The organism is Pullulanibacillus camelliae (assembly GCF_014642655.1).
GTDB classification, from domain to species: Bacteria; Bacillota; Bacilli; order Bacillales; family Sporolactobacillaceae; genus Pullulanibacillus; species Pullulanibacillus camelliae.
Map to the genome: position 1 here is coordinate 441,271 of NZ_BMIR01000001.1, position 21,259 is coordinate 462,529.

Below are 21,259 nucleotides of genomic sequence, written 5' to 3' on the forward strand. Positions count from 1 at the left end.
ATGCTGTTACCCACAGCCTGAAGCGAGTAAATCACCTCTTATTTCTTAATTGAATAGGGACCTTAAAAAGCATGGTGCACGCTCACCTTCTACGTGCAAGAGACTCTCTATTGCCCAATAGATTTTGACCATGCAAAAAGACCCCTTTCAAAACGAGAGAGGTCTGCAAAGTAAAATCTTATCTATCAAAGCCATAAGCTTTGCAGGAATTGGCACCTTGCTTAATAACAGCAGGTTGCCGGGCTTCACAGGGCCGGTCCCTCCACCTCTCTTGATAAGAAAATATTCGGTTTATTGAAATACTTAAATAGGATTTTAACAACATAATTCTTAAAAGTCAATCTCTTTTTGTACCTATTTTTATCCTTGCTCCCTTTTCTCTTCGTTACTACAAAAGTTAAACCTATGGCATGAAATATTTAAGGACCACTGTCTTGAAGCGACAATGGTCCCAAATGGATTCATTAAAAATGATTGATTGTTTCTTTTTCTGGATAGATCGCCCGCTCACCACCGATGAGTTTAGGACGCGTCTTGGCAAACGTCACATGGGCATTTCCGATCTCTGTGATTTCACAGCGTAATGGAACGACCACTTCTTTTAAGTGCATACCAATGAATGTATCTCCAATATCAATGCCAGCATCCGCTTTTATACTTTCAACTACAACAGGGTGCTGCATCTTTTGATAAGCTAATGCTGCCATTGCTCCCCCGGCTGAACGTACAGGAATCACTGTAACTTGAGTCAATCCCTTTTTCTCGGCAGTTTCTTCTTCAACGACAAGCGCTCGATTTAAATGCTCACAGCATTGAAAAGCAAGCTGAACGCCTGTTTTTTGTCGAAAAGCTTCTAGTGCTTGATAAATGGCATTAGCGACCTCTACAGTCCCCGAAGATCCAATGTGCTCCCCGATTACCTCACTTGTACTTGTACCAATCACTAGGACATGTTTACTCGAAAGCGTCATGGCCTTCTGCAATGCGTCCAAGACTTGACTGACTTGTTGGCTGACATCGCAAAGCTCATCCATCACTTTATGTCTTCCTTTCTATTTCTATGTAATATTTCAATCCTCGACTTATTTCCCGGGAAAGATTAGACATCATTTTCTATAAAACGATCAATAAGTTCCTCAAGTTCTAAAAAGACATCGTTATACACCTGCTTCGATGCTCCAAAAGGATCCTCTATATCCAAATTACCCAAAACATTTTCAAATTGCTGAACGCGTGTATATGCATTTTCAAGCTCTTTTTCAGAGCCTTCATCTGTCGGTCCAGTATGATCATATATCGCCTTCTTTAATTCATAGTCCGCCTTTGCCTCTTTCCATTTTTCCCACTGCTCTTGAAATTCCAAATAACCTTTCAGTGTTTCCACTTTATCCAAAGCCTCTGGAAAGTGTTGAATTAAAGTATGCTTGTGACCCTGAGTCATCGTTAAAATGAGATCAGCCCAATCCACAAGCTCTTTTGTAAGCTGCTTGGAAGAATGTTTGAACTGTATATCATGGTCACGTAGTACAGATATAGCGTTAGGGTGTGTAGGCTGACCGTCCATAGCAAAAAGCCCGGCTGATTTCACATCATAACGTTCACTTGCTTTATGCTTTAAAATAGCCTCAGCCATTGGACTGCGACACGTATTCCCTGTGCACACAAACAGCACCTTTTTCACAACATCACCCCATCTAAATTAACGAGACACCCGTATTCGATTTCCATCCTTCACTTATTAAAAATACCATCTTCTACTCTTAGGATAAACCCTTTATATTAGAGATATGTAGAAAACATGGGTTTGTCAAGTCAATGCGTAACCTTCATTCATTCAAAGGGATCTGAAAATCAACAACGAGCGGATGCATCAGATTAGTTATACCACAGATTAAATTAAGATGTAATAGGCAAAGTGTAATTTAACATTAAGACTTTTTAAGATGATGATTAACGCTTTTTCATTTATAATGTAGTCTTTTATTCCATCCGAGCCCGGTATTGATAAGTCTCCAGCAAGTGACGATAATCCACTGATTATTTTATCCTAAAGGGCCAGAAAAACTTGGCTCAGATGCCAAGTTTAACAAGTATTGTGTTCACATTTTCTTAGACTCTCTCTTAAAACCCTTTATTTCCTACATATGTAGAAGTAATTTAATACCAAAGGCAAACAACACACAGCCCCCTAATGCTTCGCTGTATGAACCAAATAGCTTTTGAAATTTACGACCAATTAACAGGCCCATCCATGTCATGATCATACTAACAAAACCAAATAGGATAACCGTAACCACTATTTTCGCACCATAAATGCCCAGACTCAGGCCAACAGAAAAACTGTCCAAACTAACACTGAGCGCAAACAGAATAAGGCCAATCCCTACAGGACGTACCATGGGACTTTCGTTCTTCTGAAAGGAATAGAAAATCATTTGTGCTCCCAACAAAAGAAGAAGCACTCCACCCGCTAGCAAGGCCACCTTTCCAAAATGATGGGATAAGACATCCCCTATGAGCATGCCTGCAAGCGGCATAATGACATGGAAGACACCGATCGTTAAACCAATTTTAAAGATTTGTTTAAACCTCAGTGGAATCATTCCCATCCCCATTCCAACCGATAAGGCATCCATCCCAAGGGCAATGGCCATTAGAAAAAGTGCAAATAATGATTTTAGTAAATAAAATGCCTCCAAATCTGTTCGCCTCCTAACATGCCTAAGGACATCCTATGCATGTCCGAGACATTTTAGAAGTCTCCCCCTGCGAAGCGCGACGCAACTTGAGAAGAGGCAATCTGCAGCATCAAAAAATCACTTTTACCTTTTCAATATTTTGCATAAGAGAGCATTTAAATAACTTGTCCATTAGCCGCCTTCATTAACCGATTCATAATCGCCAGCCCAATCCCTTCACGAGTAAAGGTTTCACAATAAATCAGATCCACATTCGCTTCATCCATTGTACGAAGTGCAGTGTATAAGCCATGGGCAATAGTGCTCAGCTGAGATCTAGACCCTATTACCGCTAAGGCATCTGCCCCACTGAAGAAGCTCGCATGTTCTTCTGTTGCAATGACGCCAACATGCTTGCCCTCTTTTTGTGCCGCTTTTACTTTATCTATGAGTCGCTCCTTATCTCCTTTAACAAGATAGACGGGAGCACTCGGCGCATAGTGGCGGTATTTCATACCAGGTGATTTCGGTGTTTCATTAGCCTTTGTAAGCGCGGGATCTTCATCGACCCCTCCTAATAATTCAACGAGCTGTTCTTTAGAAATACCTCCCGGTCGCAATAAGACCGCATGCTCGCCTGTCGTATCGACTACCGTGGACTCAACGCCCACCCCAGTAACGCCACCGTCTAAAATACCTGCAATTTTCCCATCGAGATCATGAGCAACATGATCAGCCTGTGTTGGACTTGGTTTTCCTGAACGATTGGCAGACGGTGCAGCAATGGGGACACCTGCCAATCGAATGAGTTCGAGGGCGACCGAATGAGAAGGCATCCGCACCCCAACAGTGTCCAATCCGGCAGTCACTTTTGTGGCTAACTGTGATGAGGCTGGGACAATGACTGTGATTGGCCCCGGCCAAAAAGCATCGATGATTTTCTGGGCAAGTGGAGGAATACTTTTTGCGACATCTTGCAGCTGCTCTTGATTCGCAATATGCACAATTAAGGGATTGTCACTTGGACGACCTTTTGCCACAAAAATCCTGCTAATTGCCGTATCAGATAGTGCATTTGCCCCTAATCCATAGACGGTTTCTGTTGGGAAAGCAATGGTTTCCCCTTTTCTAATCCATTCTGCCGCTTCCTCTAGCGCATGTTTTCTAATCTCTTCATTTATAGTGTTCTGTACATTCCAATATTTTGTTTGCCTCATCTCTTAACGCGCTTCCTTTCTTCAGCGACGACCTGTGGATAAATCACCATTTATCCACACCCTTGTGTATAACCTGTGATTAATTGCTGTTATTTTCCCATTAATGAAAAACATGAGCCAATAGCTTTATCGCCGGAATCTCTTCTTCATGGATAGCAAACCAAGGATCATTTTGCAGTGCATCAGGAAGCTCGATAGGCTGGATGACAGAAAAACCAAGAGGTTGAAACATCTCGGCAGCTGCCTTTGTTAAGAAATAAAGCCCCTTAACCTCCATTGCCTTTGCTTGCTTGATCGCAGCCATTAAGAGCTGGAGGATATCTTCAGCCTTGCAGCGCTTTGAATCGACAATCATGTGTCTTAAAATGGCATGATCATGAGTTTCTACTATACCAATTACTGCGATTGGCGCAGTTTCACCTTGGTCTTCGTACGCCATAGCTTCTTCCATTAATAAAAGTGTTGCACCCGAGCTTGGGCTAATCTCTTCTAGCCCAACCCTTTCAATAAAAGCCTGAACCTGCCCGATATCGTTTGGTGCCACTGCCCGTATCGTTTTCACCATCTCTTTACTTCCTCCTCTAATCTATCATTTCTATTTAATCTATGAAATACCTTAAAAGATTAGAAGTTTTAAAAGTAGAAAATATATGCTCTTTTTAAAAGAGATGGCTGAAAAAGTGACCAATATCCTCTATCACATCAACAAGGAAAAATTTCACTTCTGGTTTATCCTTTTTTTCCCCTTCAGATTTCTTGTTGCCATCATCTGCTATTTTAACACCTTGTTGCGTTGTATGCTTCTCAGCTTTTTGCTGATGTTCATCCGTTTTGACAGCATCACCATTCGAAAAATCAAGGAAGCAGAGTGGCGGGAAAAGCACGCACCACCAGTTAGCGCCATCTCCCTTACCTAAAGTAATGACTAATGCTTCATATTTACCAGCAGGATAGACATAACCACCATACATCTTAGTAGGAAAATCTGCTGGGCCTAGCTTTACTGTAAAGGTCTCATCAAGTCCCATTTTATTGAGCTTCTGTGCAACCGTTTGTCTTACTTCACCAAGATGTGCTTTTATCACTTTTTTGGCCTGTTGACTTGATTTCAAATCCTGAACCCAGCCCCTCACATCTGCATTGACAGCATCTCTGATTTGATGTTTGACAGCTTGATCAGCAGCCGAGTTGCTGTTAGCGAGGATCCGTAAACGAATCGCATCCTCTGGAATAGGATCGGCACTGCCCTTAGCAGAAGAAAGATGACTCTGGATTTGCATGAGAATAATCAATGTGAATAATGTAAGTATCATAGCTAAAACAAACTTTCGTTTCATGTTTTCTCCCGTCCTTTCTTGATAGGAAACAGTATGGACGGAAATAGGAAACTTAAACACTATGACACTAAAAACCGTTCGACAATTCTAGCCATCTATTTGCTCTTGCTTTCCCCTTAAGCTTCATTCAATACTGGCAAACACCATGCGCTCATGGCCATTAATATCTGTGTTAATTTGTGTTTGAACCTGTTTATGACGCAGATACTCTTTGATAAGCTCTGCCACTGCCGTCCCTTGCCCGCTTCCCACTTCAAGCCCAACAATCGCTTTCTCTTTAATGACCTTCGGAAGCTGACTACATAGACGACGATAGAGCGCCAAGCCATCCTCTCCTCCATCCAAGGCGAGCCGCGGCTCATGGTCACGAACGACGTCTGCCAAGGTATCCACATCGCGACTCGGAATATAGGGGGGATTAGACACGATCACGTCAAAGCGCTTTGTGCCAACAAAGGGCGTTAATAAATCGCCTTGAATAAAGGTGACTCCCGCATCATAATATTGAGCATTTTTTTCAGCAACAGCTAAAGCCTCCTCAGAAATGTCTACAGCTGTGACATGACTCTCATTATCCTCTAAAGCGAGTGTCGTCGCGATGGCTCCACTCCCTGTGCCAATGTCACAATAGTCCACGCTCTGTTTTTTTCCAAAGCGTTGTTTCTTTAGCTTAAGGATGCCTTGAACAAGCTCTTCTGTTTCGGGGCGTGGGATTAACACCGCAGGAGTAACAGTAAAGCAGCGCCCATAAAACATTTCTGAACCAATGATGTACTGCACAGGTAGTCCTTGAACATGTCGCCTCACCTGTTGTTCTAACCAAAGAAAATCATCCGTGGCGATCGGAGAGCGCCATTCAGCAAGGAGCTTGGAGCGCGACCAGTTCAAGTGATGGCATAGCAATAGTTCTCCTGCATTTTCATCGCGTTTATGTTCACTTAAAAAAGAAGAAGCCCATTTGAGGGCTTCAAAGACTTTCATTGCCATTATTGTGCCTCCGCTTGTTCAATCATTTTCGCTTGATCTTCTAAAATTAAGGCATCAATGATTTCATCAAGCTTGCCATTCAGAATCTGGTCAAGCTTTTGTAGAGTTAAGCCAATGCGGTGATCCGTCACGCGGCTTTGTGGGAAATTGTAAGTACGAATGCGTTCTGAACGGTCACCAGTCCCCACGGCAGATTTTCGATGGGCCGCATATTCCGCTTCTGCTTCTTTCTGAAACTTATCGTACACGCGGGCACGCAAGACCTTCATCGCCTTTTCTTTATTTTTGATCTGCGACTTTTCATCCTGACAAGAAACCACAATACCTGTTGGCAAGTGAGTTAAACGAACCGCAGACATCGTCGTATTGACACTTTGTCCACCTGGTCCGCTGGAAGCAAAGGTATCCACACGGACATCCTTCTCGTTAATTTCAACCTCAACCTCTTCGGCTTCAGGTAATACAGCGACTGTCGCCGTGGAGGTGTGAATACGACCACCGGATTCTGTCTCAGGCACACGCTGTACACGATGGGCTCCATTTTCATATTTGAGCTTGGAGAACGCCCCTTTCCCATTAATCATAAAAATGACTTCTTTATACCCCCCTACTTCATTGGGGCTAGCTTCAATCACTTCAGTCTTCCACCCTTGCATTTCTGCATAGCGTGAATACATTTTAAAGAGATCGCCAGCAAAAAGGGCGGCCTCATCGCCGCCCGCTGCTCCACGAACCTCAACAATAACATTTTTATCGTCATTGGGATCTTTGGGAATCAGCAGGATCTTCAAGCGCTCTTGGAGCGTTTCACGACGCGCTATTAAGCCATTGATTTCAGAGCGAATCATGTCCTTCATATCCGCATCGCTTTCTTCCTCCAGCATTGCTTTAGCGTCAGCTAGCTCTTCCTCAACCGCCTTATATTCTCTATAGGTTTGCACTGTTTCTTCTAAATCAGCAGATTCCTTTGAATACTCACGTAGCTTTTTTGAATCATTAATGACCTCTGGATCTGATAAAAGTTGATTCAGCTTTTCATAACGATCTTCTAAAGATTGTAAACGTTCAAGCATAAGACGTTCACCTCATTCTTTCAAAAATAGACCAAACCTCTGTATGTTCAAGTATAGTATAGCGGGCAATGGCCCGTCAAAACGCCTCACATGGAATCAGTTTATGTCAATAGACCCCAAGGGGCCCTCCTAAACAAAAGAACATATTTTTGCAAAAATGACACTCCCCACAAATAAATCTACCCATTCGTAGAGAGTGTACACATTTTTTTCGCTTTAGATGTCTACCGATACTGTCATGATGCCTTGTAACGCATTGGGGCTTCCTGGCACCTCATGGCAGTGACGGCATCTCGGTTCATAAGACTCTGAAGCCCCCACCATAATAATCGGGTCGTCGTAACACGCAGGTTTTCCATTGATTAAGCGTTGCGTGCGACTCGCCGGAGCTCCACAAACAGCACAGATGGCGTTGAGCTTCGTTACCGTTTCGCTCACTGCCATTAAATTTGGCACAGGAGGAAAGGGCTCTCCACGAAAATCCATATCCAAACCAGCAACGATGACGCGCAGGCCTTTATTCGCCAAGAAGCAGGCAATATTAACTACCGTATCTTCAAAAAATTGCACTTCATCAATGGCAACTACCTCAGTTTCTGGTTCTAATAGATCCAGTATCTCTTCTGCACGTTCGATCGGCTTTGCATGAACCGATTTCCCATCATGGGATACAACTTCTTCTTTACTATAACGATCATCAATGACGGGTTTAAAAACCTGGACGTGTAATTTGGCATATGTGGCACGGCGAACACGGCGGATTAATTCCTCCGACTTTCCCGAGAACATACTTCCACACACACATTCAATCCATCCGTTATTATGTGTATGATGTGTCAATGGCATGGCACAAAATCCCTTCACAAAAAATTTTAAAGGAAGTTTTAAATATTATTGAAGAAAATGGCACTTTACACCAGAAGATTCTATCATCTTGCTATATGAAGGCCTTCATTAAAAAAATAAAGCCTGCGAAATGCTCATTCCTTTCAATATAAACAGTGAGCACTTCTTACCTGGGCTTATACTATCTTATAGTGAAATGAAAAAACAGGCAAGTGTCACCCTGCCTGTATTTTCAAAGAATTATTTAAGGTTGTATTTTTTCTTAAAGCGATCAACACGTCCGCCTTTATCAGCAAAACGTTGACGGCCTGTATAGAATGGATGGCACTCAGAACAAATCTCTACGCGGATTGGACCTTCTTTAGTAGAGCCTGTTTCAAATTCATTCCCACAAGCGCATTGCACCTTAACTTTTTTATATTCAGGTTGAATACTTGCTTGCATCACTTTCAGCTCCTTTACGCCCTGATTCTTGCAAACCAGAGATGTATAAACACAGCGTCTATTATAACATATATAGCACGGAATGCAACTCTCCAATAGGATGCCTTACCGCTCTATATCAAATATCATTAAAGGGATAACTGCTTATTTAAGAGACACCATTTTTTTCCTTTTCAAACAATCTAAAGAATTCTTCATTGGTCTTCGTTTTCTTCAAACGCTTATAGAAAAATTCGATAAAGTCTGTTGACTCATCCATTGTTTTTCGCATCGTCCATAATTGATCAAGATGCTCTTTCGGGATGAGCAATTCTTCCTTACGTGTGCCGGAACGACGAATATCTATAGCAGGGAATATGCGTCGTTCTGCTAAACGGCGATCTAAATGGAGCTCCATGTTACCAGTGCCTTTAAATTCCTCGTAAATAACATCATCCATGCGCGAGCCCGTATCGATCAGGGCAGTGGCTAAAATGGTCAGGCTACCGCCTTCCTCAATATTACGAGCCGCACCGAAAAAGCGCTTCGGCTTATGAAAGGCTGCAGGATCGATACCTCCAGATAACGTCCGGCCACTTGGTGGAATGACCAAATTATAAGCCCGAGCAAGACGGGTGATGCTGTCCATTAGGATAACCACGTCCTTTTTGTGTTCAACAAGACGCATGGCTCTTTCTAAGACAAGCTCTGATACTTTAATGTGGTTTTCAGGCACTTCGTCAAATGTAGAGCTCACCACATCGCCTTGTACGGAGCGTTCAATATCCGTCACTTCTTCTGGACGTTCATCAACAAGTAAAACGATCAATTCCACTTCTGGATGATTGACGGTGATGCTGTTAGCAATTTGCTTTAACAGGATTGTTTTACCCGCTTTTGGCGGCGCAACAATAAGTCCCCTCTGTCCAAAACCTACAGGCGAAATCATATCAATAATACGCGTGGATAGACTTTCCCCTGGAATTTCGAGATTCATTTTTCGATCAGGATATAATGGTGTCAAAGCAGGAAAGTGGACCCGTTCCTTTGAAGTATCTGGATCCTCTCCATTCACCGCTTCTACGTGTAATAATCCATAATAGCGCTCATTTTCTTTTGGAGGACGCACCTTTCCAGATACCCGATCCCCATTGCGCAAATCGAAACGACGAATTTGCGATGCTGAAATATAGATATCCTCTGAGCTTGGAGAATAGTTAATCGGCCGCAGAAATCCAAATCCTTCTGTGGGGATCACTTCAAGAATACCCTCCATAAATGAGAAGCCGTCCTTTTCAGCTTGTGCTTTGAGAATAGCAAAAATCAATTCCCGCTTTGTCAATTTACTATAATATGAAACCTTATAATGACGCGCATGCTGATACAAATCTTTGAGTTTCATATTTTCTAATTCTGCTAATGTAATTTCCATTAAGACACCACGCTTTATTGAGTTTTCTAATCATTTTAAGAATATTTGTAAGTTATGTTGGACACTGAAGGGTGTTGGATAAACTAAGAAGAGAATCAGGAGTAGGAAACCAAAATAGGTCTAGTTCCTGTTTCTATGTGAGTGAGACTCTCAAATGTGGAAACGCACAAATCTCCAAGAGGGTCTTAAACATCTCTATCTATATAGAATATTATTTCCATTATTTAATGGCGATAAACCTACTTTTAAATGCTGTTAGAAAACTTGGCTTGCACCTCGCTGGTACTCCTGATGTGATTTTTGCAAATCACACGCTTAGGTTGCCCGCAAGCCTTAGAAGGAGAAAGCCAAAGTTACACTTATACTCTCTTCCTTTGAGAGCGTCAGCGAAATTATACATTCTGATCGTATAAAAATAACGAATAGTCCTTATCATTCATATCAGTTCATGCCAGCATCAAAATGGGCACCCTCTTATGACCAAAAGTCGTTTAAAGGAGTACCGATTTATTATACGCCGTGTTGAAAACAATTACAAGGGGCCACCGAAAAAGTATCGATGGCAAACGAATAAACTAAGCTTTTCAATTCAAAGCGCACTTACAAAGGGCACTGTTCCTTTCAAGCTGCGACTGTCGTTGTAATCCACCCTGACAAGCCCCAACCGAGACGCTGGTGATCGACGAGGTTTGTCCCTTTGTTGCGTCCTTTCCACCTGCTTCAACTCACCGTGTCTAGGCAAAGGCTATAGCCCCCATGACACAGGATTGGCGATCTCTTGCCTTCCATCCATCCGATCTATTGAAAAGACTGTCATTGCAAATGGTCAGCTGAAAGTGTTTCCTCATCGTCCATAAGGACATCTTCGCGCCAAATCTTCGCACCAATGCCACTCAGTTTTTCAACAAGCTGACTATACCCGCGATCAATATGCTCAATGCCTGTGATTTCGGTGATCCCAGTAGCCATTGTGCCAGCGACAACTAACGCAGCTCCAGCGCGCAATTCAGACGCTTTAACGCGGGCCCCTTGTAACGGTGTAGGCCCTTCAACAATCGCCGAGCTGCCTTCGACTTTTACCTCAGCACCCATGCGTCGTAATTCATCAATATGCTTAAAACGAGCACCATAAATGGTGTCAGTTACAATGCTTGACCCTTTGGCTTGTGTTAACAACACCGTAAATGGCTGCTGCAAATCCGTAGGAAATCCTGGATAAACAAGCGTCTTGACATCCACCTTTTTAAAAGGTAGCGCCTCTCTTGAAATTTCAATTTGATCATCATAGACATTGACCACCACACCCATTTCTCTGAGTTTGGCTGTAAGGGACTCAACATGCTGAGGAATGACATTGTCAATCACCACATGCTCACCCATTGCTGCTGCCATTATCATATACGTTCCTGCTTCAATGCGGTCGGGAATGATGACATGACGACACCCATGAAGAGCCTCAACACCATCAATGCGAATGACGTCTGTCCCTGCTCCCTTAATTTTGGCTCCCATGCTCGTCAGCAAGGTTGCAACATCAATAATTTCAGGTTCCTTTGCTGCATTTTCAATAATGGTTTGTCCCTTTGCAAGGACAGCAGCCAGCATGATATTTATCGTTGCGCCAACACTTACAACGTCTAAGTAAATGCGGGCTCCTTTTAACTCCTCAGCCCTCAGATAAATGGCACCTTGTTCATTGGTGACTTTGGCACCCATAGCTTCGAACCCTTTTATGTGCTGGTCAATGGGACGCGGACCAAGGTTACAGCCCCCAGGCAGCCCCACAACCGCCTTCTTAAAGCGGCCGAGCATAGCCCCCATCAAATAGTATGAGGCCCGGAGTTTTTTAACGCGTCCATTAGGCAAGGGCATTGGAACCATCTTTGAAGGATCCACTGTTAAGACTTGATTTTCAAATGTGACGTCTCCTCCGATTTCTTCAAGAAGTTCACATAGATTGCGGACATCTGAAATATCTGGTAATTGATCAATCGTCACTGTTGAATCCGCTAGTATCGTTGCCGGAATTAAAGCGACCGCACTATTTTTTGCTCCACTGACTTGTATTTTACCTCTGAGGCGGTGACCACCTTCGATTAACAATTTCTCCATGATTGACTCCTTTTCCTGGATAACCACCAAGGAGGATATCCTTTAAAAGATAATCGCTTGACCTATTTCAAGACACGATTCAATCTACACTAATCCTAATGTTTCACTTACGTATACACAGATGCCATTGAATTTCAAAACGTCAGGCTACTTAATCATTTAGTGTAAAAATCTATAGTGACAGTGTGCATTCCATTTATTTAAGATACATAAAATCTCTATGGATTTCAAGGCGTGTACTCTACGGCCATTCCAATCAATAGAAAAACCTCACTTGCACGTTACGCTTTACTGGCGTTCCTATGTACAAGTTATATAGGATACCAACAAAGTCTTGAGTCACTTTAGCAAAAGAAGGTTCAATCAATAAAATAGGGAAATAGGGCTCAAATCAATGAGTCCTTATATAGCACATCAGTGTATCCTTAGACAAGATACACTGATGAACCTTTTACCATTATTTATGTTTCTATTACGCTTTTTGTGAAGAACCAAATTCACGCATTTTACCTTTAACTGTTTCTTTTATAGCTTCACGTGCTGGTCCAAGATATTTTCTTGGATCATAGAGATCAGGATTTTCTGCTAACACTTCGCGAACGACTTTAGCAGAAGCAATTTGGTTTTCTGTGTTGACGTTAATTTTAGCATGTCCAAGTTGGATTGCCCGTTGAACGTCTTTAGTTGGAATACCTGTACCCCCATGAAGAACAAGTGGAACACCGGTAAGATTTTTTATTTCTTCCATACGGTCGAAGCCAAGGTTTGGTTCACCTTTATAAGGACCATGCACAGAACCAAGTGCTGGTGCGAAGCAATCAACGCCTGTTTCATCAATCAGCTGTTTACATTCTGCTGGAATAGCATAAGCAGCTTCAGCATCTTGAACGACTAAATCGTCCTCTTGTCCACCGATGCGGCCAAGCTCAGCCTCAACAGAGACACCAACAGCATGTGCTGCTTCTACAACACGTTTGGTAAGCGCAATGTTCTCTTCCAAAGGATAGTGAGAACCATCGATCATAACAGATGTAAACCCAGCTTGGATCGCTTGGATGACTTTCTCAAATGAAGAACCGTGATCTAGATGAACAGCCACTGGCACTGTGATATTATATTCGTCCATGAGCACCTTGGTTACTTCAACAGTAACTTTGAAACCACCAAAATAGCGCGCAGCACCTTCAGAAACACCAAGAATAACTGGCGATTTTTCCTCTTCAGCTGCAAGTAAAATCGCTTGAACGAATTCAAGGTTATTAATGTTAAACTGACCTACAGCATACTGCTCATTTCTTGCTTTTTTTAGCATTTCCGTCATAGAGACTAACGGCATTAGAACTCCTCCTCGTTGTCCTGAGTGTCCAATATAAAAGAGACAAAGGCTGTTACAATTTATGGCACACACCAAATGGAGAGTGTTTGTCCAACCCCTCCTCTTTCTTGAACATTCTTTTATGTAAATGCCCCATTTTAGATTGGCTAGGAGCACTAAGCACAGCCATACCTTTGAAGCATTCCTTGAACATATGCAATTATACCACAATGCCTGACGAATTAGAAAAGGACAGTTTTACCATCACTATTAAAATATTGCTTTAAAGTGCTAAAGCCCATAGTTTTTACGTGTTTTCATTCTTATCCATGCCTTTTGGCCTCTCCCAACTCGATACTCATAGTATTAAAGCGTTGAAAAAAATTAGGCTTGCCTAATTAACCTGTGTAGGTAATTCCTCTTTAACAGCAGCGATGACCTCATCAATATCAAATGGTTTGGCAAAGTGAGTCAAAGCGCCATGATCAATCGCTTCTTGAATCATATCCAATTCTCCATAAGCTGTCATAATAATGACTTTAATTTCAGGGTTATCTTGCTTGATTCGTTTCAGGATTTCTAAACCATCCATTCCTGGTATTTTCATATCAAGAATGACCAAATCGGGTGCTTCCTTTTTTACAATTTGTAATGCATTCACGCCATTTGCGGCTTGAAATGTTTGATAGCCCTCTTTCTCAAAGATTTCATTAAGCAATATTCGAATGCCAAATTGATCATCGACAATGAGTATTTTTTGTTTCGCTTGCGTCATTGTGGTCAGCCTCTCTTATTTCTATTTTTATACTACGATTTTAGAATTTCCAACACAGCGCATTAAGTCCTCTCCTGCCTCTTTTCTTGATTACTACCTTCCATTCATATTAGAGAGCAATGATGCTATGTGTTTCATTACCTATCCATAGGATCACATTCAGAAATTCCTGTTCGTTATCGAAGTCATCCATTTTAGATTATTTTGTGAAATTGATATTGGCTTAAAAAGCCATTCAATCCGTTTATTCGCTATTTGTACTTGATTTTCCTGCTTATTTCTTGTGAAAATAAACATGTATCTTGTAATCCTTAGTCTTTAATCCATTTCCTTATGGTTATACCCTCTTAAGGTATATAAAAACCTATGCGATGTCACCTATAAATACTATTCAAGGAGTGTTCAAAACCATGTTGAAAATCTACCTTACGCAATTAAGAGGTGTTCTACAAAAAATAACAGAAAATGAAGAGGAAAATTTTGAGGACGCTGCCCGGTTGCTTGCCCAAGCGGCAATATCTGATGGAAGCATCTATATCTATGGGTTTAACGAGATGAGCATGGTCACCGCCGAAGCATTGCAAGGACCAAATGCACTCATCAAGGCCCACGCCCTTATTCCAGATGACTTGCATCTTTCTCCAATGGATCGCGTCATTCTTATCACCCGCTCAGATGATGATGAAGAGGCTGCCCAGCTCGCAAAGCAAATTGCTGACACTGGCGCTATGACCATTGGCCTCTCCACTATGATGCACTCTGAACCGCAGTCCTTTGCCAATGCCGTAGATCTACACATTAATCTACAAAGTAAAAGAGCATTGATTCCTGGAGAAAATGGCGAAAGGCTTGGACACCCGGCCACACTCGCCGCATTGTTTACCTATCATTGTCTCTTGCTAACGCTTCACGAAGTATTAGAGGACCAATGATCAATGACACTTTTAAAAATAAGTTAAGCAAAACCGGACGAAAAGCATGCCCGGTCCTTGTCCTTAGTATAGGGCATCATCCAATATGAAATAGGCTTCGTTGCCTGGTCAAGTGGATGGGAGCGCAAGGCGCGAGATTCGGAACACTCTAAAATCGTGTGTTCCTCGAGCGCCGCTGTCTCATGATGCGGAGACTAGAATCCTGCGGGAAGTGGGAGATCGGTAAGACCTTAGCAGTGCGCAGGCACGAGGAGGCTTACCGCTCCCACGCGGAAAGCGAGCGGTCTGGAGTGGCATCGCGCACCGTCCTCATGAACAGAAATTGTATACTTTCTGATCTTTTAAAAAAGCCGACTCAAATCATGACAATGATTTCCGAGTCGGCTTTGCTCACTTTGATTATTGATGAATTGTTTTTGATTCCGCTGCAATGGATGCACCAACAAAGTCTCTAAAGAGTGGCTGGGGCTTGGTTGGCCGGGATTTAAATTCCGGATGAAACTGTGAAGCCACAAACCAAGGATGATCCTTTAATTCGATAATCTCTACCAAGCGGCCATCTGGGCTCAGTCCTGAAAAGATAAAGCCCTCTGCCTCCATCTGAGTGCGATATTCATTGTTGAATTCATAGCGATGGCGATGGCGCTCATAAATGACAGGCTCGCCATAAGCCGCAAAGGTTTTCGTTCCTTCAACAAGCTTACAGGGGTAAAGGCCAAGACGAAGCGTGCCGCCCAGATCCTCGACATCTTTTTGCTCTGGAAGAAGATCAATAAGCGGATACGGTGTCGATGGATCAATTTCTGAAGAATGCGCCCCTTTCATTCCTAATACATGTCGAGCAAATTCTACAGACGCAAGCTGCATACCTAAACAAATGCCTAAGAACGGGATGCGGTTCTCCCTCGCATACTTAATCGCAACGACTTTTCCTTCAATCCCTCGATCTCCAAAGCCACCAGGAACTAGAATACCGTCAGCACCCGCCAATAATTCATCAACATTTTCTTCATGAACCTTTTCTGAATTAATCCACTGAATAGCGACATCTGCGTCATGATAGAAGCCGGCGTGCTTCAGAGATTCAACAACGGAAATATAGGCATCCTGTAATTCCACATATTTTCCAACTAACGCAATCGTCGTTTTCTTTTTCAAATGGAGAACGCGATCGACAAGGTCCTTCCATTCTGTCATATCTGCCTGTCCAACATTAAGCTTTAAATGGTCACAGACGATCTGATCCATATTTTGCTCTTGCAAAGCAATAGGAACTTGATACAAGGTTTCTGCGTCCTGACATTCGATCACTGCCTGTGGAGCTATATCACAAAATAACGCAATCTTATCCTTCATTTCCTGAGAAATCGGCGTCTCCGTCCGTACGACAATAATATTAGGCTGAATGCCTAAACTACGTAATTCTTTAACACTATGCTGCGTAGGCTTGGTTTTCATTTCTCCTGCCGCTTTGATATAAGGAACTAGCGTACAGTGAACATACATAACATTTTCCACACCGACATCGCTCTTGATTTGGCGAATGGCTTCAAGGAAAGGCAAGCTCTCAATATCGCCAACTGTACCGCCAATTTCAGTAATCACAATATCAGCACCTGTTTCACGGCCCGCTCGGAACACACGATCCTTAATCTCATTGGTAATATGAGGAATAACCTGAACAGTGCCGCCAAGATAATCGCCCCGCCGTTCTTTGCGAATGACTGAGGAATACACTTTACCGGTCGTGACATTACTATATTTATTCAAATTAATATCAATAAAGCGTTCATAGTGGCCAAGATCCAAATCAGTCTCAGCACCATCGTCGGTGACAAACACTTCACCATGCTGATAAGGACTCATGGTTCCGGGGTCCACATTAAGGTATGGATCGAATTTTTGAATGGTTACGTTTAATCCACGATTTTTTAACAATCTTCCTAAAGAGGCTGCGGTAATTCCTTTTCCCAAGGATGAAACCACACCGCCAGTTACAAAAATATACTTTGTCACGACTGACACTCCTTTGTCCTGTAGTATATGTCAAAAATAGACATAATAAAGAAAATTTCTTTGGAAAAACCGTTCTAAAGAAATTGTAAACTCACTTAGAGAAGGTGGCCCAGCTTGGCCTTCATACTATGGGTAAGCTGAAAACCTTCTAAAAAGTATCTATAAAAGGTGCTAATCTTGTGCCGATAAGGAACGCGTGCATGATTCCAATGTCGCACACTGTACCTACCTGTTTTAAAAAACTTGTTTGTGCTGAGCCAAATGTGATTTTTTTCTAATCACACATTAAGGTTGCCCACAAGCCTCAAGTGGCGAAAATCAAAGTTTTACTTATACTATCATCCTTTAAAATAGCGTTAGCGAAGGTAATACCTTCCGATAGTAGAAAATAAAAAAGGTGAAGCCCCCAATGTATTGGAGGGCTTCACCTATCACTATTCATTCCGTTTCAAAACATCAATAGCCCAAAAATGATTTTATCAAAAAACGTCACACGAATCAACACCATTTTTGTTTCTATTTTCTATATCCATGTTAGTTTGTTGCTCATCATCACCGAATGGACGCTGATTCTATACCTTTATCCACTCTTTTGGCGCCAGTATGTTTAATACTTCCTGAAAATCATCAATCGGAGATCAGAATCTATTCACTCTGTATAAAGAAGTGACCCCTCTTGTGATCAAGCATAGAAATATGTTATTCTTCTTCCTCATCTTCGTCTAACTCATCATCGTCATCATCATCTTCGAAATCTTCATCCAAATCCTCATCGACAAGCTCTTCTTCTTCTTCAACTTCATCATCATCAAAATCGAGATCGTCATCCTCATCGAAGAGCTCTTCATCATCTTCGAAGTCATCATCAAAATCTAAATCCTCTTCAAAGTCATCATCTAAATCCTCATCAGGCTTTTTACGCTTCCGCTTTGGAGCTAGCTTGGAGGCTACTTCTTCATCACGCTGTTCAATAGGATACCAGCTTTTCAATCCCCAAAAGTTATTCCCAAGACTGAGAAAACGTCCATCAAGATTAATATTTGTATAAACGCGTGCAAAATAGTCTGCGCGTTCTTCATCGGATAGATGATCCGTAGGGACTTGCTTAAGCAGTTCATAAAATGTCAGGGGCTGCTTCCCTTCTAGCAGAACCTCATAAATTCTATCTAATACTGGTTTTTCTGAGACACTTTGTTCCGACATATTCTACACCCTTTCCGATCCCATTCCATTTGCATGCCTTTATTATAAGCAACATTGGTCTAGAGCACTAGTGGTTGTCATTTGACTCACGTCTTCCACATTAAACGATCCATACCTCGTTCATTCTCGTCAATTGAGCCGTTCCATACCATGACGAAAACTTGAATGCTTCATCGTTTTAACACCATTTTATACTTTCTTATAGTATAAAGAAAATATGCCATTGGCAAGTGCAAAGCGGTGATGAATGTTTGCCCACTTACACCTTCCACAACATATCGGTTTTTCAGGGACCAGCCCTACCATTTTTATAGTATAAAGAAAAACCAGCGCCTGACAAGTGCCTATAAAACCTTTTCCCATGCAGATTTGGAAACCCTTCAAGTTATAAAGTGAAAACTTGCTATATAATAATGCGTGAAGACGTATGATGTCAAGCTTGGTACTCTCCTTGTTTACTCCACCTCATCCACTCAACGGTAGCCATATTTACCCCTAAGAGTGGAAGCCTAGAATAAAACTGTTAAGAGAGCAAACTTATCACAATTCTATACAAATTGCTAGAACTTCATACAGATGCTTTGAAATCCCTTTTTCCTACTCATTCTTCATTAAATAGCGGGAAATGACCAATCTCTGAATCTCATTCGTTCCCTCATAGATCTGAGTAATCTTAGCGTCCCGCATATAGCGCTCGATGGGATAATCCTTCGTATAACCATAGCCCCCAAAAACCTGGACCGCCTCTGTCGTGACCTCCATTGCCGTATCTCCCGCAAAAAGCTTTGCCATCGCTGAAGCTTTACCATAAGTTAATCCTTCACTTTTAAGCCATGCGGCTTGGTAAGTGAGTAATCGAGAGGCTTCAACCTTTGTTGCCATGTCCGCCAGCTTAAAGCTAATCCCTTGATGATGAGCAATCGGTTTTCCAAACTGCCGGCGTTCTTTAGCGTAAGCAATAGCTACATCTAAAGCCCCTTGGGCAATACCCACTGCTTGGGCAGCGATGCCATTTCTTCCTCCATCTAAAGTCCTCATAGCAATTTTAAATCCATCACCTTCCTCGCCAAGCAAATTGTCTTTTGGAATGCGGCACTCCTCAAAAATGAGCTCCAAGGTTGGTGAAGAACGAATGCCAAGCTTCTTCTCCTTTTTGCCAAAGGTCAACCCTGTCGTTCCTTTTTCAACAATAAAGGCACTCATTCCCTTATGCTTGGTGCTCGGATCTGTCATCGCGAAAATGATGTAAAAATCGGCAGCACCCCCATTGGTTGTAAAGATTTTCGTTCCATTCAAAATGTAGCTGTCTCCATCGCGTCTTGCTGTTGTTTGCATAGCACCAGCATCAGAACCCGCCCCCGATTCCGTTAACCCAAAGGCACCTAGCTTTTCTCCTATAGCCATCGGCTTTAAATACCTTTGCTTTTGCTCTTCCGTACCAAAGGTAAAAACAGGCCATCCAGCCAAAGAGACATGAGCAGAAAGTGTGACGCCTGTAGAAGCACATACACGCGATAATTCTTCTACCGCAATGACATAGCCGAGAAAATCCATTCCTATCCCACCATAGCTTTCAGGCCAAGGTATTCCTGTTAGACCCAAAGCCGCCATTTTATTAAAAATCTCGCGATCAAACCGCTGATTTTCATCGCGTTCAGCGGCAGTGGGTGCGACTTCTTTCAAAGCAAAGTCTCTGATCATTTTTCTGAGCATCTCATGCTCATCACTTAATCTAAAATCCATCTCACGGTCGCTCCTCTAAATTATTTAAGCAACTCTTTACTAATAACAATACGCTGGATTTCACTGGTTCCTTCGTAAATCTCTGTAATTTTTGCATCTCTAAAATAACGCTCAACGGGATAATCCTCTGTGTAACCATAACCACCAAAAACTTGGATCGCCTCTGTTGCCACATTAACTGCTGTTTGCGAGGCAAAAAGCTTAGCAATGGAGGCTTCCTTAGTACATGGTTCTTGACGCTCTACACGATCAGCTGCTTGATAAACAAGGAGACGTGCCGCTTCAATTCGCGTTGCGCAATCAGCAAGCTTAAATCCCATTCCCTGATGCTCAATGATCGGCTTTCCAAACTGTCGGCGCGACTTGGCATAGCCCACAGCATGTTCAAATGCTCCTTCGGCAATGCCTAAAGCTTGAGCAGCTATCCCGATGCGGCCAATATTTAAATTAGCCATTGCAATCGAGAATCCCTCTCCCTCTTTTCCTAGACGATTTTCTACAGGCACATGAGCATTCTCAAAAGTTAGTGGTACCGTGCTCGAACCATGCAGACCCATTTTCCGTTCAGGCTTTCCAATTGAAAATCCCGGCGTCCCTCGATCGACAATAAATGCCGTGATACCGTCTCTATTCCTTTCAGGGGCAGTTTTTGCAAACACAATAAAACTATCAGCCACCCCACCATTTGTGATAAAGATTTTGGACCCATTCAAGATATATATATCACCCTCACGCCGCGCTCGCGTTTGCAATCCAGCAGCATCAGAGCCAGCCCCTTCTTCAGTTATCGCGAAAGCGCCGATGGCTTCCCCTTTTGCGAGCTTTGGAATATAATGCTGCTTTTGTTCTTCAGTCCCAAAATATAAAATGGGGTTGGTCCCTACAGAGGTATGAACAGACAAAATGACCCCTAAAGTCGGACTGACCTTTGACAATTCATAAATTGCCGTAATATAAGCGGTCATATCCAGCCCTGCTCCCCCGTACTGTTCTGGGACAGGAATGCCCATCAAGCCTAGTTCACCCATTTTAGCGACTAACTCCTCGGGGAAGCGGTCTTGTGCTTCCATCACCGGAAGAGCTGCTCTCACCTCATTATCGGCAAAATCACGTACCATCTCCTGCATCATCTGTTGTTCATGAGTTAATCTTAAATTCATGGTACTCGCT

At 42.5% G+C, this 21,259-nt stretch carries 19 protein-coding genes and 1 riboswitch; of the genes, 1 reads left to right on the forward strand and 18 read right to left on the reverse strand.

Annotation, left to right across the window (positions count from 1 at the left end):
- Nucleotides 1-175: 175 nt before the first annotated feature.
- Nucleotides 176-281: riboswitch (SAM riboswitch) on the reverse strand.
- Nucleotides 282-464: 183 nt separating this feature from the next.
- From IEW82_RS01875 to IEW82_RS01940, 14 genes are all read right to left on the reverse strand, one after another.
- Nucleotides 465-1,034 carry a TIGR01440 family protein gene (locus IEW82_RS01875; RefSeq protein WP_188688920.1) on the reverse strand — a complete coding sequence of 190 codons (570 nt, stop codon included), beginning with the start codon at nt 1,032-1,034 and terminating at the stop codon, nt 465-467.
- A 65-nt stretch (nt 1,035-1,099) separates the two neighbouring features.
- Nucleotides 1,100-1,681 (reverse strand): low molecular weight protein arginine phosphatase, encoded by a 582-nt coding sequence (locus tag IEW82_RS01880; protein WP_188688281.1) that lies wholly within the window; start codon nt 1,679-1,681, stop codon nt 1,100-1,102.
- Between the two features lie 457 nt (nt 1,682-2,138).
- Entirely contained in the window at nt 2,139-2,654 is a 516-nt protein-coding gene (locus IEW82_RS01885; RefSeq protein ID WP_188688923.1) for a manganese efflux pump MntP, read from the reverse strand.
- Between the two features lie 200 nt (nt 2,655-2,854).
- Nucleotides 2,855-3,895: an L-threonylcarbamoyladenylate synthase gene (locus tag IEW82_RS01890; RefSeq protein WP_188688283.1), complete on the reverse strand. Its 1,041-nt coding sequence runs from the start codon at nt 3,893-3,895 to the stop codon at nt 2,855-2,857.
- Nucleotides 3,896-3,995: 100 nt separating this feature from the next.
- A complete protein-coding gene (locus IEW82_RS01895; RefSeq protein WP_188688286.1) occupies nt 3,996-4,460 on the reverse strand; it encodes a GNAT family N-acetyltransferase in 465 nt (154 codons plus the stop codon).
- 94 nt (nt 4,461-4,554) lie between these two features.
- Complete coding sequence (gene spoIIR / locus IEW82_RS01900; RefSeq protein WP_188688288.1) at nt 4,555-5,232, reverse strand: stage II sporulation protein R; 678 nt, start codon at nt 5,230-5,232, stop codon at nt 4,555-4,557.
- 123 nt (nt 5,233-5,355) lie between these two features.
- Nucleotides 5,356-6,213, reverse strand: a complete 858-nt coding sequence (gene prmC / locus IEW82_RS01905) for a peptide chain release factor N(5)-glutamine methyltransferase (RefSeq protein WP_188688925.1) — start codon at nt 6,211-6,213, stop codon at nt 5,356-5,358.
- A gap of 5 nt (nt 6,214-6,218) precedes the next feature.
- Complete coding sequence (gene prfA / locus IEW82_RS01910; protein WP_188688290.1) at nt 6,219-7,292, reverse strand: peptide chain release factor 1; 1,074 nt, start codon at nt 7,290-7,292, stop codon at nt 6,219-6,221.
- 216 nt (nt 7,293-7,508) lie between these two features.
- Complete coding sequence (locus tag IEW82_RS01915; protein ID WP_188688292.1) at nt 7,509-8,138, reverse strand: thymidine kinase; 630 nt, start codon at nt 8,136-8,138, stop codon at nt 7,509-7,511.
- A 240-nt stretch (nt 8,139-8,378) separates the two neighbouring features.
- A complete protein-coding gene (gene rpmE / locus IEW82_RS01920; RefSeq protein WP_188688294.1) occupies nt 8,379-8,582 on the reverse strand; it encodes a 50S ribosomal protein L31 in 204 nt (67 codons plus the stop codon).
- Between the two features lie 148 nt (nt 8,583-8,730).
- The gene (rho, locus tag IEW82_RS01925) at nt 8,731-9,993 is read right to left on the reverse strand and encodes a transcription termination factor Rho (protein WP_188688296.1); all 1,263 of its coding nucleotides are present in this window, start codon (nt 9,991-9,993) and stop codon (nt 8,731-8,733) included.
- 813 nt (nt 9,994-10,806) lie between these two features.
- Entirely contained in the window at nt 10,807-12,105 is a 1,299-nt protein-coding gene (gene murA / locus IEW82_RS01930; protein WP_188688298.1) for a UDP-N-acetylglucosamine 1-carboxyvinyltransferase, read from the reverse strand.
- Between the two features lie 472 nt (nt 12,106-12,577).
- On the reverse strand, nt 12,578-13,441 hold the full coding sequence (gene fba / locus IEW82_RS01935) for a class II fructose-1,6-bisphosphate aldolase (protein ID WP_188688301.1): 864 nt from the start codon (nt 13,439-13,441) through the stop codon (nt 12,578-12,580).
- Between the two features lie 373 nt (nt 13,442-13,814).
- Nucleotides 13,815-14,195, reverse strand: a complete 381-nt coding sequence (locus tag IEW82_RS01940; RefSeq protein WP_188688303.1) for a response regulator — start codon at nt 14,193-14,195, stop codon at nt 13,815-13,817.
- 410 nt (nt 14,196-14,605) lie between these two features.
- Between IEW82_RS01940 and IEW82_RS01945 the strand changes: the two genes are divergently transcribed.
- Nucleotides 14,606-15,127 (forward strand): DUF2529 family protein, encoded by a 522-nt coding sequence (locus tag IEW82_RS01945; protein ID WP_188688305.1) that lies wholly within the window; start codon nt 14,606-14,608, stop codon nt 15,125-15,127.
- Nucleotides 15,128-15,526: 399 nt separating this feature from the next.
- Here the strand turns inward: IEW82_RS01945 and pyrG are convergent, their stop codons facing one another.
- From pyrG to IEW82_RS01965, 4 genes are all read right to left on the reverse strand, one after another.
- Nucleotides 15,527-17,143, reverse strand: a complete 1,617-nt coding sequence (pyrG, locus tag IEW82_RS01950) for a CTP synthase (RefSeq protein WP_188688307.1) — start codon at nt 17,141-17,143, stop codon at nt 15,527-15,529.
- 699 nt (nt 17,144-17,842) lie between these two features.
- Nucleotides 17,843-18,346: a DNA-directed RNA polymerase subunit delta gene (gene rpoE, locus IEW82_RS01955; protein ID WP_188688310.1), complete on the reverse strand. Its 504-nt coding sequence runs from the start codon at nt 18,344-18,346 to the stop codon at nt 17,843-17,845.
- 597 nt (nt 18,347-18,943) lie between these two features.
- Complete coding sequence (locus IEW82_RS01960) at nt 18,944-20,089, reverse strand: acyl-CoA dehydrogenase (protein ID WP_188688312.1); 1,146 nt, start codon at nt 20,087-20,089, stop codon at nt 18,944-18,946.
- Nucleotides 20,090-20,109: 20 nt separating this feature from the next.
- A complete protein-coding gene (locus IEW82_RS01965; protein WP_188688314.1) occupies nt 20,110-21,249 on the reverse strand; it encodes an acyl-CoA dehydrogenase in 1,140 nt (379 codons plus the stop codon).
- Nucleotides 21,250-21,259 lie beyond the last annotated feature (10 nt).

Bases quoted from the DNA above. Each gene is read 5' to 3' on its own strand.
- prmC (WP_188688925.1), bottom strand. From the start codon at position 6,213: ATGAAAGTCTTTGAAGCCCTCAAATGGGCTTCTTCTTTTTTAAGTGAA.
- prfA (WP_188688290.1), bottom strand. From the start codon at position 7,292: ATGCTTGAACGTTTACAATCTTTAGAAGATCGTTATGAAAAGCTGAAT.
- IEW82_RS01965 (WP_188688314.1), bottom strand. From the start codon at position 21,249: ATGAATTTAAGATTAACTCATGAACAACAGATGATGCAGGAGATGGTA.
- IEW82_RS01885 (WP_188688923.1), bottom strand. From the start codon at position 2,654: ATGGCCATTGCCCTTGGGATGGATGCCTTATCGGTTGGAATGGGGATG.
- IEW82_RS01945 (WP_188688305.1), top strand. From the start codon at position 14,606: ATGTTGAAAATCTACCTTACGCAATTAAGAGGTGTTCTACAAAAAATA.
- IEW82_RS01895 (WP_188688286.1), bottom strand. From the start codon at position 4,460: ATGGTGAAAACGATACGGGCAGTGGCACCAAACGATATCGGGCAGGTT.
- IEW82_RS01890 (WP_188688283.1), bottom strand. From the start codon at position 3,895: ATGAGGCAAACAAAATATTGGAATGTACAGAACACTATAAATGAAGAG.
- IEW82_RS01940 (WP_188688303.1), bottom strand. From the start codon at position 14,195: ATGACGCAAGCGAAACAAAAAATACTCATTGTCGATGATCAATTTGGC.
- IEW82_RS01915 (WP_188688292.1), bottom strand. From the start codon at position 8,138: ATGCCATTGACACATCATACACATAATAACGGATGGATTGAATGTGTG.
- murA (WP_188688298.1), bottom strand. From the start codon at position 12,105: ATGGAGAAATTGTTAATCGAAGGTGGTCACCGCCTCAGAGGTAAAATA.
- rpoE (WP_188688310.1), bottom strand. From the start codon at position 18,346: ATGTCGGAACAAAGTGTCTCAGAAAAACCAGTATTAGATAGAATTTAT.
- IEW82_RS01960 (WP_188688312.1), bottom strand. From the start codon at position 20,089: ATGGATTTTAGATTAAGTGATGAGCATGAGATGCTCAGAAAAATGATC.
- fba (WP_188688301.1), bottom strand. From the start codon at position 13,441: ATGCCGTTAGTCTCTATGACGGAAATGCTAAAAAAAGCAAGAAATGAG.
- IEW82_RS01875 (WP_188688920.1), bottom strand. From the start codon at position 1,034: ATGGATGAGCTTTGCGATGTCAGCCAACAAGTCAGTCAAGTCTTGGAC.
- spoIIR (WP_188688288.1), bottom strand. From the start codon at position 5,232: ATGAAACGAAAGTTTGTTTTAGCTATGATACTTACATTATTCACATTG.
- rpmE (WP_188688294.1), bottom strand. From the start codon at position 8,582: ATGCAAGCAAGTATTCAACCTGAATATAAAAAAGTTAAGGTGCAATGC.
- rho (WP_188688296.1), bottom strand. From the start codon at position 9,993: ATGGAAATTACATTAGCAGAATTAGAAAATATGAAACTCAAAGATTTG.